Annotated in this window: 16 protein-coding genes and 1 pseudogene; 11 read left to right on the top strand and 6 right to left on the bottom strand. The window is 70.7% G+C overall.

Features of this window, described 5'->3' with window-relative positions; genetic code table 11:
* Positions 1-331, bottom strand: a 331-nt coding sequence (locus ABT08_RS04060) for a PhzF family phenazine biosynthesis protein (protein ID WP_288114059.1), incomplete at its 3' end; no start/stop codon positions are given.
* 71 nt (positions 332-402) lie between these two features.
* Complete coding sequence (locus ABT08_RS04055; protein ID WP_082483235.1) at positions 403-1083, bottom strand: GntR family transcriptional regulator; 681 nt, start codon at positions 1081-1083, stop codon at positions 403-405.
* Between the two features lie 69 nt (positions 1084-1152).
* Here ABT08_RS04055 and ABT08_RS04050 point away from each other — a divergent pair, with 69 nt between their 5' ends.
* A complete protein-coding gene (locus tag ABT08_RS04050; RefSeq protein WP_288114058.1) occupies positions 1153-2331 on the top strand; it encodes an MFS transporter in 1179 nt (392 codons plus the stop codon).
* A gap of 25 nt (positions 2332-2356) precedes the next feature.
* Here ABT08_RS04050 and ABT08_RS04045 read toward each other — a convergent pair whose 3' ends face one another.
* Both ABT08_RS04045 and ABT08_RS04040 read right to left on the bottom strand, forming a co-directional pair.
* Positions 2357-2617, bottom strand: coding sequence for a DUF4287 domain-containing protein (locus ABT08_RS04045; protein ID WP_056209986.1), 261 nt, complete (start codon positions 2615-2617; stop codon positions 2357-2359).
* Positions 2618-2634: 17 nt separating this feature from the next.
* Positions 2635-3450, bottom strand: a complete 816-nt coding sequence (locus tag ABT08_RS04040) for a shikimate 5-dehydrogenase (RefSeq protein ID WP_056520078.1) — start codon at positions 3448-3450, stop codon at positions 2635-2637.
* 39 nt (positions 3451-3489) lie between these two features.
* Between ABT08_RS04040 and ABT08_RS04035 the strand changes: the two genes are divergently transcribed.
* The 7 genes and pseudogenes from ABT08_RS04035 (at position 3490) to ABT08_RS04010 (ending at position 8302) form a co-directional block, all read left to right on the top strand.
* Positions 3490-4290 (top strand): glycosyltransferase family A protein, encoded by an 801-nt coding sequence (locus ABT08_RS04035; RefSeq protein ID WP_082486432.1) that lies wholly within the window; start codon positions 3490-3492, stop codon positions 4288-4290.
* Between the two features lie 9 nt (positions 4291-4299).
* Entirely contained in the window at positions 4300-4596 is a 297-nt protein-coding gene (locus tag ABT08_RS04030) for a DUF1905 domain-containing protein (RefSeq protein WP_056209983.1), read from the top strand.
* A gap of 19 nt (positions 4597-4615) precedes the next feature.
* Positions 4616-5179, top strand: a pseudogene (locus ABT08_RS13165) (cellulase family glycosylhydrolase); the annotation flags it as partial.
* Positions 5180-5255: 76 nt separating this feature from the next.
* Positions 5256-6383, top strand: a complete 1128-nt coding sequence (locus tag ABT08_RS04025) for a cellulase family glycosylhydrolase (RefSeq protein WP_353743276.1) — start codon at positions 5256-5258, stop codon at positions 6381-6383.
* Positions 6384-6416: 33 nt separating this feature from the next.
* Complete coding sequence (locus tag ABT08_RS04020) at positions 6417-7460, top strand: YihY/virulence factor BrkB family protein (RefSeq protein ID WP_056520075.1); 1044 nt, start codon at positions 6417-6419, stop codon at positions 7458-7460.
* Between the two features lie 9 nt (positions 7461-7469).
* Positions 7470-7694 carry a hypothetical protein gene (locus ABT08_RS04015; RefSeq protein ID WP_045247207.1) on the top strand — a complete coding sequence of 75 codons (225 nt, stop codon included), beginning with the start codon at positions 7470-7472 and terminating at the stop codon, positions 7692-7694.
* The gene (locus ABT08_RS04010; protein ID WP_045247208.1) at positions 7691-8302 is read left to right on the top strand and encodes a CYTH domain-containing protein; all 612 of its coding nucleotides are present in this window, start codon (positions 7691-7693) and stop codon (positions 8300-8302) included. The genes ABT08_RS04015 and ABT08_RS04010 overlap by 4 nt, the downstream gene beginning before the upstream one ends.
* A 62-nt stretch (positions 8303-8364) precedes the next feature.
* Here the strand turns inward: ABT08_RS04010 and lpdA are convergent, their stop codons facing one another.
* The gene (gene lpdA, locus ABT08_RS04005) at positions 8365-9765 is read right to left on the bottom strand and encodes a dihydrolipoyl dehydrogenase (RefSeq protein WP_045247209.1); all 1401 of its coding nucleotides are present in this window, start codon (positions 9763-9765) and stop codon (positions 8365-8367) included.
* Positions 9766-9935: 170 nt separating this feature from the next.
* On the opposite strand from lpdA, the gene ABT08_RS04000 reads away from it, so the two are divergent.
* The 3 genes from ABT08_RS04000 to ABT08_RS03990 all read left to right on the top strand — a co-directional run bounded on the left by ABT08_RS04000 (position 9936) and on the right by ABT08_RS03990 (position 11756).
* Positions 9936-10427: an FHA domain-containing protein gene (locus tag ABT08_RS04000; RefSeq protein ID WP_045247210.1), complete on the top strand. Its 492-nt coding sequence runs from the start codon at positions 9936-9938 to the stop codon at positions 10425-10427.
* Positions 10427-11116: a transcriptional regulator FtsR gene (ftsR, locus tag ABT08_RS03995; protein WP_045247211.1), complete on the top strand. Its 690-nt coding sequence runs from the start codon at positions 10427-10429 to the stop codon at positions 11114-11116. Before ABT08_RS04000 ends, ftsR begins: the two co-directional genes overlap by 1 nt.
* Positions 11117-11213: 97 nt before the next feature.
* A complete protein-coding gene (locus ABT08_RS03990; protein ID WP_045247212.1) occupies positions 11214-11756 on the top strand; it encodes a MerR family transcriptional regulator in 543 nt (180 codons plus the stop codon).
* A gap of 107 nt (positions 11757-11863) precedes the next feature.
* Here the strand turns inward: ABT08_RS03990 and ABT08_RS03985 are convergent, their stop codons facing one another.
* A complete protein-coding gene (locus ABT08_RS03985; RefSeq protein ID WP_045247213.1) occupies positions 11864-12673 on the bottom strand; it encodes a ParA family protein in 810 nt (269 codons plus the stop codon).
* Positions 12674-12745: the final 72 nt, after the last annotated feature.

Here is a 12745-nt window from a genome sequence, read left to right as displayed (position 1 = left end):
CATCCTCGCCGTCGATGTCGATCACGACGCGACCCGCCGGCACCTCGAGGGCGGCGACCGGGGTTCCTCGGCGGGCGAGCCACCAGGCGGTGCCGACGCTCGGGTGCCCGGCGAAGGGCAGTTCGCGGGCGGGCGTGAAGATGCGCACCTGCGCGGCGTCGGGGGTGATCTCACCGATGAAGACCGTCTCGGAGTAGCCGAGCGCCTCGGCGATGTGCTGCTCCCGCCCGGCCGAGGCGGCGCTGCTCAGCACGATGCCGAGGGGGTTGCCCGACCCTCCGTCCGCGTCCGTGAACACCCGCACGACATCGACCTGCACTCCGAAGCTCATCCCGCCACGCTATCGGGCGCAGGGGTCGGGGGTCGGCGTGGCCGTCGTCGGTGGACACACACCGAGCGCCGTCACCCGGCCGCGCTGTCGACGATCGCGAGCGAGCGGATGCCGCGCCGCCCGCGTTCCTCGTCGAGCACCGCGAGCAGCCGATCGCGCGTGCCGCGCCCGTGCGCGAGGGTGAGCGCGGCAGCGCGGTCGGCGTCGCGGTGTGCGACGGCGTCGATGATCGCCGCGTGCTCATCGCGGGCGTGGGCACGGGATGCCGCCGAGCGCACCTCGAGCCAGCGCACCCGGGCGAGGCGGGTGATGGTGTCGGCGACGGCGGCGGCGAGGAACGCATTTCCCGATGTCGCCGCCAGGGCGTGGTGGAAGTCTCCGCCGTCGCGCAGGCCCGTCTCGGGGTCGTCGTGGGAGCGGTGGGTGTCGACGAGCTCCCGCAGGGCGGCGAGGTCGGGGTCGGATGCGCGGTCGACGGCGAGGCGCACAGCGGCCACCTCGACGATCTCGCGGTACTCCATCGCGGCGCGCACCTCGGCGATATCGAGGGGCGCGACTGCCCATCCGCGCTCGGTGCGCACGGTGAGGCCTTCGCCGCCGAGGCGAAGGAGTGCGGCGCGGATGGGCGTGCGCGAGACGCCGAGGCGGCTCTCGAGCGCGCGTTCCGACAGCCGCTCGCCGGGGGAGAGGTCGAGGGTCAGGATCGCGATGCGCAGCTGGCGGTAGGCGCGGGCCTCGCCGGGTTCGTCCACCGGTGCTCCCTTCTGGTATACCAAAGCGGTATACCGATCGTCTCACGAGCCCCGAACCGAGGTCAACGCATGACGCGCATCCCTCCCCGCGCCTGGATCATGCTCGCGCTCGGCATCGCCGCGCAGGCCGCCGGCACCCTGCTCGTCTCCGCGCCCGTGTTCCTCATCCCGCTGCTGCACCTCGACCGGGGCCTCCCGCTCGCGCAGGCGGGACTCCTCTCCGCCGCCCCCACCGTCGGCATGGTGCTCACGCTCATCGCCTGGGGTCACCTGGCCGATCGACGAGGGGAGCGGGGCGTCATCGCGGGAGGACTCCTCCTCACCGCACTGCTCGCGCTCGCCGCCGCGGTGACCAGCGACCTCATCGGCCTCGGCGTCGCACTCCTCGCCGGCGGTGCGGCCGCCGCCAGCACGAACGCGGCGAGCGGCCGCGTCGTCGTCGGATGGTTCCCGCGCGACCGGCGCGGACTCGCGATGGGCATCCGGCAGATGGCCCAGCCCCTCGGCGTCGCGGCCGCCGCGGCCCTCGTGCCCGCGCTCGCGGGCTCCGCGGGCATCCCGGCGACATTCCTCGTGATCGCCGCAGCCCTCGCGATCATCGCGGCTGCCTGCGCGGCGGGCATCCGCAATCCGCCGCGGGCCGCGGCATCCGGCCCCGAGAGACCCGCCGTGAACCCCTATCGGGTGAGCGGGTTCCTCGCGCGCATCCACGCGGTGTCGCTGCTGCTCGTCGTGCCGCAGTTCGCCGTGTCGACCTTCGGCATGGTGTTCCTCATCTCGGCCCTGGGATGGGGCCAGGATGCCGCGGCCGCCCTCGTCGCGATCTCGCAGTTCGTCGGGGCGCTCGGCCGCATCGTCGTCGGCGTCCTGAGCGACCGGGTCGGCAGCCGCGTGCGCGTGCTGCGAGGCGTGGCCGTCTCGGCCGTCGTCGTCATGCTCGCGCTCGCCATGAGCGGTGCGTTCGCGTGGGCGGCCGTCGGCGGCGTCATCCTCGTGATCGCCGCGGTGGTGACCGTCGCCGACAACGGCCTCGCCTACACCTCGGTCGCGGAGGCGGCGGGCAGCTCGTGGGTCGGCAAGGCGCTCGGCGTGCAGAACACCGGCCAGTTCATCGCGGCGTCCCTCGTCGGGCCGGGCATCGGCGCGCTCATCACGGCAACGGGCTTCGCGGGAGCGTACGCGCTCGTCGCGCTGGTGCCCCTCATCGCCGTGCCGTTGGTGCCCCGGCGCGACGTGCACCGCGACTGAGTCGGTGCGCGACCGGCGCGCGCCCTCACTCCGGTGCGGAACCCGCGAGCGCGCGCTTCACGTAGCCGACGATCGCGTTCGCATGTCCGTGGCCGAGTCCGTGCTCGGTCTTGAGCCACTCCACCACCTCCATGTGACGGTGGTCGTCGAGGCGATCGGCGACGAGGTCGAGCCAGTGCTGCACGGGCTGCCCGTACGTCTTCTCGATGCTCGGGAAGTACGAGACCGGACCCTGCAACTTGACCCCGACCGGCAGCTCCGGCGCGGGAACACGGTGTGCGCTCATCGCCCCATCATCGCGCGTCACTCGGCGCGCGAGAACTCCGACGCGCGCGCCACCTGGTCGGCGGTGAGGGCGACGCCGGTGTACCGCTCGAACTGGCGGGCGGCCTGCAGTGCGATCACCTCGGCACCCGTGATCACCGGCACGCCCGACTCGCGCGCCGAGCGCACGAGCGGCGTCTCCGACGGGAACGCCACGACATCGAAGACGACGGATGCCGCAGCCACCTGCTCGTGCGAGAACGCGAGAGCCGCGGCATCCGGCCCGTTCATGCCGAGCGGCGTGACGTTCACGAGCACGCCGGCGAACGGCTCGGGCTCGGTGTCCGTGAAGCGGTAGTCGTAGGCATCGGCGATCGTGCGTCCCGCGGCGAGGTTGCGGGCGAGCACGGTGACGTCGTCGAACCCGGCACCGCGGAACGCCGCGATCACCGCCTTCCCCATGCCCCCGGAGCCGCGCACGACGACCGGCAGCGCCGGGTCGACGGCGTGGCTCGCGAGAAGCGACGCGACCGCCTCGTAGTCGGTGTTCGACGCCGTCAGCACGCCGTCGTCGTTGACGATCGTGTTCACCGACGCGATCGCCGCTGCGGACTCCTCGACCACGTCGACGAGGGGGATCACCGCCTCCTTATAGGGCATCGACACCGAGCACCCGCGGATGCCGAGCCCTCGCACGCCCTGGATGGCGGCCGTGATGTCGGTGGGGGCGAACGCCTTGTAGACGAAGTTCAGTCCGAGCTCGTCGTAGAGGAAGTTGTGGAACCGCGTGCCGATGTTCGACGGGCGGGCGGAGAGGGAGATGCACAGCGACATGTCTTTGTTGAGGATCGGCACCTGGCCATTCTGCTCTCCGCGCGGGACTAGCCTGAACTCGTGCCCCCGCGCATCGTCGTCGTCATCCCGTGCCGCGACGATGCCGACTACCTGGATGCCTGCCTCTCGGCCCTCGACCGTCAGACCCGACGCCCCGACGAGGTGATCGTCGTCGACAATGCCTCCACCGATGCGACCGCGGACGTCGCTCGCGCGCACGGCGCGACGCTGTTGCGGGAGGAGCGTGTCGGCATCTGGCCTGCCGCCGCCCGCGGGTACGACGACGCGGCGGCATCCGCCGACATCATCGCCCGGGTCGATGCCGACTCCCGTCCTCACCCCGACTGGGTCGCCCGCCTCGAACGGGCGTTCGCGGAGGACGAGGCCCTCGGCGTGCTCACCGGGGGCGCCGAGTTCTACGACTGCTCGCGGCTGGTCGCCTACCTCGGATCGCACTGGTACATCGGGGGCGGACGCGTATGGATCGGGCTGTGGCTCGGCATCCCGCTCGTCTTCGGCTCGAACTTCGCCATGCGCGTCGCGGTGTGGGAGCGCGTGCGCGATCGGGTGCGCCGCGCCGACCCCCACGTGCACGATGATCTCGACCTCACGATCCACCTGCACGCCGACGACGGGGTGCGATGGGACCGCACCCTCACGATGCCCGTGTCGGCGAGGCCGCTTGTACACGTCGGCGGACTCCTCCGCCGGGTGTGGCGGGTCGTCGAGACGTTCGCGGCGAGCTGGCCCGACGGGCGCTTCCGGGCGGCACGGCGCCAGGTGTCGAGCCTCGTAGACCCGCTCTCGTCGCCGTACGCGGACCCGCCCGGCGAGCCCACGGCCGGCTCCCACCCCGCCTAGGCTGGCCGCATGCAGGTCGAGTTCACCGCCGACATCTGGCGTTGGGAGGCCCGCGCCGAGCTGTGGTGCTTCGTCGCCGTGCCCGATGAGATCAGCGAGGCCCTGCACGAGCTGCCCGGGCCTCGTGCGGGCTTCGGTTCGGTGCCGGTCGAGGTCCGGCTCGCGGCATCCGTCTGGCGCACCTCGATCTTCCCGGAGACCGCGCGGGGCCGCTTCGTCCTGCCGCTGAAGAAGGCCGTGCGGCAGCGGTACGGACTCGGAGTCGGAGACCGGGTGACGGTGAGCATCGAGACGGTCGGGATCTGAACCCGCGCACCGTACACTGATGCCATCGCGCCGTGGGCGCGATTCACCGCCGCCGTATCGTCGAGGGGTCACGATGGCCGTCGCCAGCTCAGAGCGCCGCTTCCGCGCGCGCGTGATCGGCATGCTGGCCGCCGCGGTGGTCGCGCTCACCGTGGGTCTTGTCGCCCCGCTGAGCGCCCAGGCGGCAGCGCCCTCCGGCTGGCTCCACACCTCGGGGTCGAAGATCCTGGCATCGGACAACTCGGTGTACACGATCAAGGCGGTCAACTGGTTCGGGATGGAGACCTCGAACTGCGCTCCGCACGGGTTGTGGTCGATCTCCCTCGACCAGGGCATGCGCGAGATCGCGAGCATGGGCTTCAACACGATCAGACTGCCGTTCTCCAACGAATGCCTCGCGGCATCCTCGACGACGTCCATCAACCAGAATCTCAACCCGACTCTGGTCTCGCTCACCCCGCTCCAACTGATGGATGTCGTGATCGCGCGCGCCAAGGCCTATGGGCTCCACGTGATCCTCGATCGCCATCGTCCCGACTCCGGTTCCCAATCGGCGCTCTGGTACACGTCGCAGTACAGCGAGCAGAAGTGGATCGCGGACTGGACGATGCGCGCGACCCGATACCGGAACGACCCCACCGTGAGCGGCGCCGAGGACGATGCTCGCGAACCGATACCGGAACGACCCCACCGTGATCGGCGCCGACCTTCACAACGAGCCGCACGACCCGTCGTGCTGGGGCTGCGGGAACGCCGCCACCGACTGGCAGGCCGCGGCGACCCGCGCAGGCAACGCGGTGCTCGCCGCGAACCCCAACCTGCTGATCATCGTCGAAGGCGTCAGCACGCAGGCCGACGGGTCCACCACGTGGTGGGGCGGGGGTCTCAAGGATGTCGCGAAGAAGCCCGTCGTTCTGACGGTGGCGAACCGCGTCGTCTACTCGCCCCACGACTACCCCGCGTCGGTCTACAACCAGTCCTGGTTCGGTGCGGGGAACTATCCCGCCAACCTGCCCGGCGTCTGGGACGCGAACTGGGGCTACCTCCAGAAGCAGAACATCGCGCCGGTGTTCGTCGGCGAGTTCGGCACTCTGCTGCAGACGACGAGCGACCAGCAGTGGCTCGCGTCGATTGTGTCCTACATCCGCGCGAACGGACTCAGCTACGGATATTGGTCGTTCAACCCGAACTCCGGTGACACCGGGGGTCTCGTCGCGGATGACTGGACGACTCCGGAGGCCGCCAAGCTCGCGGCGCTCGCGCCCATCCTGAGCCCCGTCACACCGCCGTCCCCGGCACCGCTCTCGCCGTCGGCCTCACCGTCGACGTCGCCGTCGCCGGTCCCGACGCCGACCGCGACGCCAGCGCCCTCCCCGATTGCGACGACGGCCCCGTCATCGCCGCCCGCGGCGAGCCCCGCTCCGTCGCCGACCGTGTCCGCCCCGCCCGTGGCGACGCCGTCGCCATCGGCACCGAAGCCGGTGACATCCGGAACCGTGACGACCGCCTGGCAGCTGCAGAGCGCCTGGCAGGCCGGCTATGTCGCGAACTTCGTCGTGACCGCCTCCAGCGCCGTGCACGGCTGGTCGATCTCGTGGTCCTCGCCGAGTGCCACCCAGATCGTGAGCGCCTGGGGGATGGGGTGCACCCTCGCCGGAACCACGATCACCTGCACCGGTAAGGACTGGGCCGGCCCCCTCAGCGCCGGCCAGAGCGTCTGGGTGGGGCTGCAGGTGGCCGCGACATCCGCGCCGGCCAACCCGGCGCTGACAGTGACCGCGAACTGACCTCGCCGAAGCGGTCATCGCTAGCCTGAGGGCATGCCCGAGACCCCGACCGATGCCTCGCTCATCGGGCGTGTGACGTCCTGGATGCTGCGCCGCACGCTGGTGCGGGCGTTCCTGCTCTACAGCCAGAAGCGCGGGCCGTTGCTCGCCGACAGCATCACGTACCGCGCGCTGTTCAGTCTCTTCGCGGCCGTGCTTCTGGGGTTCTCCGTCGCCCTGCTGTGGTTGCGGGGAAACCCTGACGCGCTCGCCGCGCTCGTGCGTGCCGTCGACGCGGCCGTCCCCGGCCTCGTCGGCGACGGCGGCATCGTCTCACTCGATGCGATCCCAGCGCCGACCGGCCTGACGATCGCCAGCATCATCTCGATCGTCGGTCTGATCGGTGCGTCGACCGGCGCCATCGGATCGATGCGCGCCGCCTTCCGTGAGCTCGCCGATGCCGGGCATGACGACACGTTCTTCCTCTGGGTGCAGCTGCGCAACCTCGGCGTCGCCGTGGGGATCGGAGTGCTGCTGATCGTGTCGGCGGCGGCCACGTTCTTCGGCACCGCCGCCGTGGGCCTGGTTCTCGGACTCCTGTCCCTGCAGGACGACGGCGTGGAGGCGGGCGTGATGACCCGGGTCGTCTCGGTCGTGGTCGTCCTGGTCCTCGACGCCGCGATCGTCCTGCTGCTCTTCACCGCGCTGATCGGCGTGCCGACCTCGTGGCGCGCCCGCCTGGCGGGCGCAGCCGTCGGCGGTGTCGGTCTCACCGTGCTGCAAGAGCTCTCCGGTCTGTTCGTCGGCGGTGCGGCCGCCAACCCGCTGCTCGCCACCTTCGCGGCGCTCATCGCCCTGCTGCTCTGGATCAACCTGTCTGCGCAGGTCATCCTGATCGCCGCAGCGGTCTGTGTGACCATCGCCGGGCAGCAGCACGACCGGGTGCACGCCCGCCACGGCGCGCGCACGATGGGGCAGTGGCGTCTGCGCATGGCGGAGGCCGCGGCATCCCGTGCGGAGGTCGAGGTGCGTGCCGCCCAGGCGGCGGAGGCCGCGGAACGGGAGCCGAAACCACCCCGCCGCGCCCGCCGAGACTAGGCTGACCGCATGTCCATCGCACGACTCACCGGCGGTCCCCTCGACGGCCAGCTGCTTCCCTTCGACGGCGACGACGACGAGATCATCGCCCCCTACGGCGAAGGCCAGATCGTCTACCGGCGCTCGGGTGATGCCGTCCAGACCGGCGCCGCCGACGGCCCCACCGAGGTGCCTTTCGCGTACGTCGAGGCCACCGAGCCGATCAACCCGGATCCCGACGGCCGCGACGAGTGAGCGCGGAACCCACGCGCTCCCTCGAGGTCGAGCGCAGCTACGACGTCGACGCCGACACCCCGCTTCCCGACCTCACCACGCTCGGCCTCACGGTCGGTGATGCCGAGCCGCGCGACCTCGACGCGCGCTACTTCGACAGCGCCGACGCCGCCCTCGGCCGCGCCGGCGTCGCCGTGCGCCGCCGGACCGGCGGGCCCGACGAAGGCTGGCATGTCAAGATCGCCACGCCCGAGGGAAAGCTCGAGTGGCACTGGCCGCTCGACATCGACAGCGACCCCGATCAGGTGCCCCCCGCGGTCGCCGAATCGGTCGAGCGCTGGTCGGCGGGCCCGTTCGCTCCGCTCGCACGCATCCGCAACGCCCGCACCGCGTATGCGGTCTCGGATGCCTCGGGCACCCCGGTCGCCGAGCTCGTCGACGACCGCGTGCAGACGGTCGACGAGCGCACCGGACGCGAGCTCGCCTGGCGTGAGTGGGAGGTGGAGCTCACCCCCGACAGCCCCGTCGCCCCGGCAGAGTTCTTCGCCCGCATCGACGCCGCGGTGGCGGCGGCCGGCGGGCGGGTGGCGGCATCCGATTCGAAACTGGCCCGCGCCCTCGGATTCTGACCCAGCCGTACGACGAAGGGGCCGCCGCGGAACTCCGCGGCGGCCCCTTCGTCGTACGGCGATCAGAAGTTGATCATGTGTCCTGCGAGACCGTGGAAGCCCTCCTGCAGCGCCTCCGACAGCGTCGGGTGCGTGTGCACGTTGCGGGCCAGTTCGAGCGCGGTCAGGTCCCACTTCTGGGCGAGCGTCAGCTCGGGCAGCAGCTCCGAGACATCCGGCCCGATCATGTGGGCGCCGAGCAGCTCGAGGTGCTCGCTGTCGGCGATGAGCTTCACGAAGCCGACGGGCTCGCCGAGGCCGTGCGCCTTGCCGTTCGCCATGAACGGGAAGGTCGCGACCTTGATGTCGTGACCGGCGTCCTTGGCCTGCTGCTCGGTGAGGCCGAACGAGGCGACCTGCGGCGAGCAGAACGTCGCGCGTGGCATGAAGCGGTAGTCGCCCAGCGTCTGGGTCTCGGCGCCGCCGATCGTCTCGGCCGCCACGACCGCCTGCGCCTCGGCCACGTGGGCCAGCTGCAGCTTGGCGGTGACATCACCGATCGCGTAGATGTGCGGCACGTTGGTGCGCATGTAGTCGTCGATGCCGATCGCCCCGCGGTCGGTGAGCGCGACACCCGTGGTCTCGAGTCCGAAGCCGGTCACGTTCGGCGCGAAGCCGATCGACATGAGCACCTTGTCGGCCTCGACCGACCCCTGCGCGCCGCTCTTGTTGTCGGTGTAGGTGACGGTCACCTTGTCGCCCGAGTCGACGACCGACTCGACCTTGGTGGAGGTGAGCAGGGTGATGCCGTAGTTCTTGTACTGCTTCGCGATCTCCTTGGAGACGTCCGCGTCCTCGTTCGGGAGCGCACGGTCGAGGAACTCGATGATCGTGACCTCGACGCCGTAGTTGGAGAGCACGTACGCGAACTCCATGCCGATGGCGCCGGCGCCGACGATGACGATCGAGCGCGGCAGGTCGCGCGCGAGGATCTGCTCCTCGTACGTCACCACGTTCTGGCTCAGGGTGACCCCGGGGAGCAGACGCACGGTCGAGCCGGTCGCGATGATCGCGTTCGAGAACGTGACGCGCTCGGTCTGGCCGTCGGCCTTGGCGACATCGATCGTGTTCGCGTCGACGAAGGTCCCGCGGCCGTCGTACTCGGTGACCTTGTTCTTCTTCATCAGGTAGTGGATGCCCTTGACGCGGCCGTCGGCCACCTCGCGGCTGCGGTCCCACGCGACCCCGTAGTCGAAGGTGACGGAGCCTTCGATGCCGAAGAGCTTCGCCTTGTGGGTGAAGGTGTGGGCGAGCTCCGCGTTCTTCAGGAGCGCCTTCGAGGGGATGCACCCCACATTCAGGCACACACCGCCCCAGTACTTCTCCTCGATGATCGCGGTGGACAGACCGAGCTGGGCGCTCCGAACGGCCGCGACGTAACCGCCGGGACCCGCGCCGAGAATGACGACGTCGTAATGAGGCATGGTTCCCAGCCTAGTCCGCCCGGGACCATCGGATGCCGCGTCGGCCGCCGTGCGAAGCCGCTCCGTCATGGCGTCGGACAGCGCGACTATCGAGCGGGAATGAACCGGCGAACCGGGCGCGGTCGACCGGATCGCATCGGATAGTCTGGACGGGAAGGAGGAGCAGAACCGTGGACGAGAACCAGCCCGGCGCCGGCGACATCCGGCGCGGCGCCAGCGACGCGCAGCGACCCGCGCACGACACGACGCAGACGTTCGGTCACGATTCCGACCTGTCCTTCGTTCCCTTCGGCAGCGAGCTGACCGAACCGGAGATGGCGGCGATCGAGGCCCTTCCGACCGGCTCGGCACTGCTCATCGTGCGCTCCGGTCCCACGGCGGGCGCCCGCTACCTCCTCGACGCCGATGTGATGACCGTGGGTCGTCACCCCGATGCCGACATCTTCTTCGACGACGTGACCGTCTCCCGCCGGCACGCCGAGATCACCCGGGTGGGCGCGGCGTTCGAGATCGTCGACCAGCGCTCTCTGAACGGCACCTACGTCGACGGCGAGCGGGTGGACCGCGCGACACTCGCGAACGGCGACGAGGTGCGCATCGGAAAGTTCCGACTCAACTTCTTCGGCTCGCCCGCCGATCTGGCCGCCGCGCCGGAGGCGTGATGCCGGTCGGCGCCTCCCGCTCGAGCAGTGCGCCGAGCGGGCTTCTGAGCATCGGCCAGGTGCTCGCGCGACTCGCTCCTGATTTCCCGTCGCTGTCGTCGAGCAAGCTCCGCTTCCTCGAGATGCAGGGAATCGTCGCGCCGCGCCGCACCGACAGCGGATACCGCAAGTTCGCGGCATCCGATGTCGAACGCGTGCGTCTCGCGTTGACGCTGCAGCGGGATCACTACCTGCCTCTGAGCGTCATCCGCGACTACCTCGACGATCTCGACGCCGGTCGCACCCCTGAGATCCCGGTGAGCGTCCCGTCCGCGATCGTGACCCCGGCCCGCCGCTACCGGCGCGACGAACTGCTGCGCGAAGCCGGGGCTCCGGCGCAGCTGCTCAACGACGCCGTGACCACGGGCCTGATCCCGCCGGCGGACCCCTTCGACGACCGCGCGCTGACCATGCTGCGATCGCTCGTCGGCCTCGACCGACACGGCATCGGCCCGCGTCACCTGCGCGCGCTCATGCAGGGAGCCAAGCGGGACATCGCGCTTATCGAATCGGCGCTCGCGCCGCTGCTGCACCGCACCGATGCGAGCGCACGCGGACGCGCAGGCGAGGCGGCGCCGGAGCTGGCCCGTCGACTCGACGAAGTGCGTTCGGCGCTCGTTCGACGCGGACTCGACGAACTCGGGATCTGAGTGCGACACGCCGGGGCCCGAACTTCGGATGTCGTTGCTCGGGCCGGGTCGCTCCTCTAGCGTGGAATCACCCGAACAGCAGAAGGAGGACGCGAGCATGAACGCTGGCGAACCCATCGGTGGCACCTTCTCGGAGGGCCTGCTGTTCACCGACGGCCTCCCCGCGATGGATGACGAGGTCGGCTACCGCGGCGCCGTGGCTGCGCGCGCGGCCGGCATCACCTATCGTCAGCTCGACTACTGGGCCCGCACCGAGCTCGTCGAGCCCACTGTGCGCAGCGCCACCGGATCGGGGTCGCAGCGCCTCTACGGCTTCCGCGACATCCTGGTTCTCAAGCTCGTCAAGCGCCTGCTCGACACCGGCATCTCGCTGCAGCAGATCCGCACCGCCGTCGAGCAGCTGCGAGCTGCCGGCATCCGCGATCTCGCCGGCACCACGCTCATGAGCGACGGCGCCTCGGTCTACCTCTGCACGTCGAACGACGAGGTCATCGACCTCGTCAGCCGCGGCCAGGGTGTGTTCGGCATCGCCGTCGGCAAGGTGCTGCACGAGGTCGAGTCGACTCTGCTCGACTTCGATCCGCAGGCGCCGGACCCGGCGGACGAGCTCGCCGCACGTCGCGCGCAGCGCTCGGCCTGAGCGCGGGGTCGTCGCCGCATCCGTGAGAGCGGATGCCTCATCCGCGCGCCCGCGCAGAGATCGCCGGCCGTCCGTTCACGATGCGACGGGCGGTGTCGTCGGCGGACTCAGACGGTCGCGTCACCCGGCGTCGGGATGCGACCGGCACGCATGACGCGGTCGAGCAGCGAGTCGAAGTCGGCTGCGAGCTCCTGTGCGGAATCTCCGGGCCAGATGTGCAGCGGCTTCGCCGCGCCCTGCGCCTGCTGCAGCGAGGTGCGCTCGGGCAGCTGCGGGGTGAGCACGAGCGGACCGAACATGTCGCGCAGCTCCTTGATGCGGAACTGGTGCTCGATCGACTGCGGGCGCACCCGGTTGACCACGATGCCGAGCGGCTGGAGGCGGGGGGAGAGGCCCCGGCGGATCTCCTCGATGGCGCGCAGTGCGCGGTCGGCGGCAGCAACGGAGAACAGGCCCGGCTCCGTGACGACGATGACGCGGTCGCTCGCCGCCCACGCGGTGCGCGTGAGGGCGTTCAGCGACGGGGCGCAGTCGACGAGCACGAGGTCGTAGTCGGCCTCGACGGCGGCGAGGGCCTCTTCGAGCTTCCAGACGTCGCGCACGCTGGGGTGCGGGCCGTCGAAGTTGATGGCCGACGGGCTTCCGATGAGCACGTCGATCGTGCCGGGATGAACCTTCGCCCACCCGCTCGAGGTGATCGCCTGACGGACGACCTTCTCTTTGGGGTTGGCCAGGACATCGGCGATGTTGAGGCGACCCGCGACCTGGATGTCCATACCTGTGGACACGTCGGATTGCGGGTCGAGATCGACGACGAGGGTTCGCACACCCCGCGCGAAGGCGGCTGACGCGAGACCGAGCGTCACGGTGGTCTTACCCACGCCGCCCTTGAGGGAGCTGACGGAGAGCACGTGCACGGAGGTCTACGTTACCGTCCCCTAGGCTGTGAGCACACTCAGGCAGAGAGTCCCCGCGATGCGCTCGATGCC

Origin of the sequence: Microbacterium sp. SCN 71-21 (assembly GCF_001725695.1) — a bacterium.
Classification (GTDB): domain Bacteria; phylum Actinomycetota; class Actinomycetes; order Actinomycetales; family Microbacteriaceae; genus Microbacterium; species Microbacterium ginsengisoli.
This window is presented reverse-complemented; position numbering and strand designations above follow the sequence as displayed.

Coding starts and splice junctions, on each gene's coding strand:
- ftsR (WP_045247211.1), top strand. CDS start 10,427: ATGCCGGTCGGCGCCTCCCGCTCGAGCAGTGCGCCGAGCGGGCTTCTG.
- lpdA (WP_045247209.1), bottom strand. CDS start 9,765: ATGCCTCATTACGACGTCGTCATTCTCGGCGCGGGTCCCGGCGGTTAC.
- ABT08_RS04015 (WP_045247207.1), top strand. CDS start 7,470: ATGTCCATCGCACGACTCACCGGCGGTCCCCTCGACGGCCAGCTGCTT.
- ABT08_RS04025 (WP_353743276.1), top strand. CDS start 5,256: ATGCTCGCGAACCGATACCGGAACGACCCCACCGTGATCGGCGCCGAC.
- ABT08_RS04020 (WP_056520075.1), top strand. CDS start 6,417: ATGCCCGAGACCCCGACCGATGCCTCGCTCATCGGGCGTGTGACGTCC.
- ABT08_RS03990 (WP_045247212.1), top strand. CDS start 11,214: ATGAACGCTGGCGAACCCATCGGTGGCACCTTCTCGGAGGGCCTGCTG.
- ABT08_RS04030 (WP_056209983.1), top strand. CDS start 4,300: ATGCAGGTCGAGTTCACCGCCGACATCTGGCGTTGGGAGGCCCGCGCC.
- ABT08_RS04050 (WP_288114058.1), top strand. CDS start 1,153: ATGACGCGCATCCCTCCCCGCGCCTGGATCATGCTCGCGCTCGGCATC.
- ABT08_RS04045 (WP_056209986.1), bottom strand. CDS start 2,617: ATGAGCGCACACCGTGTTCCCGCGCCGGAGCTGCCGGTCGGGGTCAAG.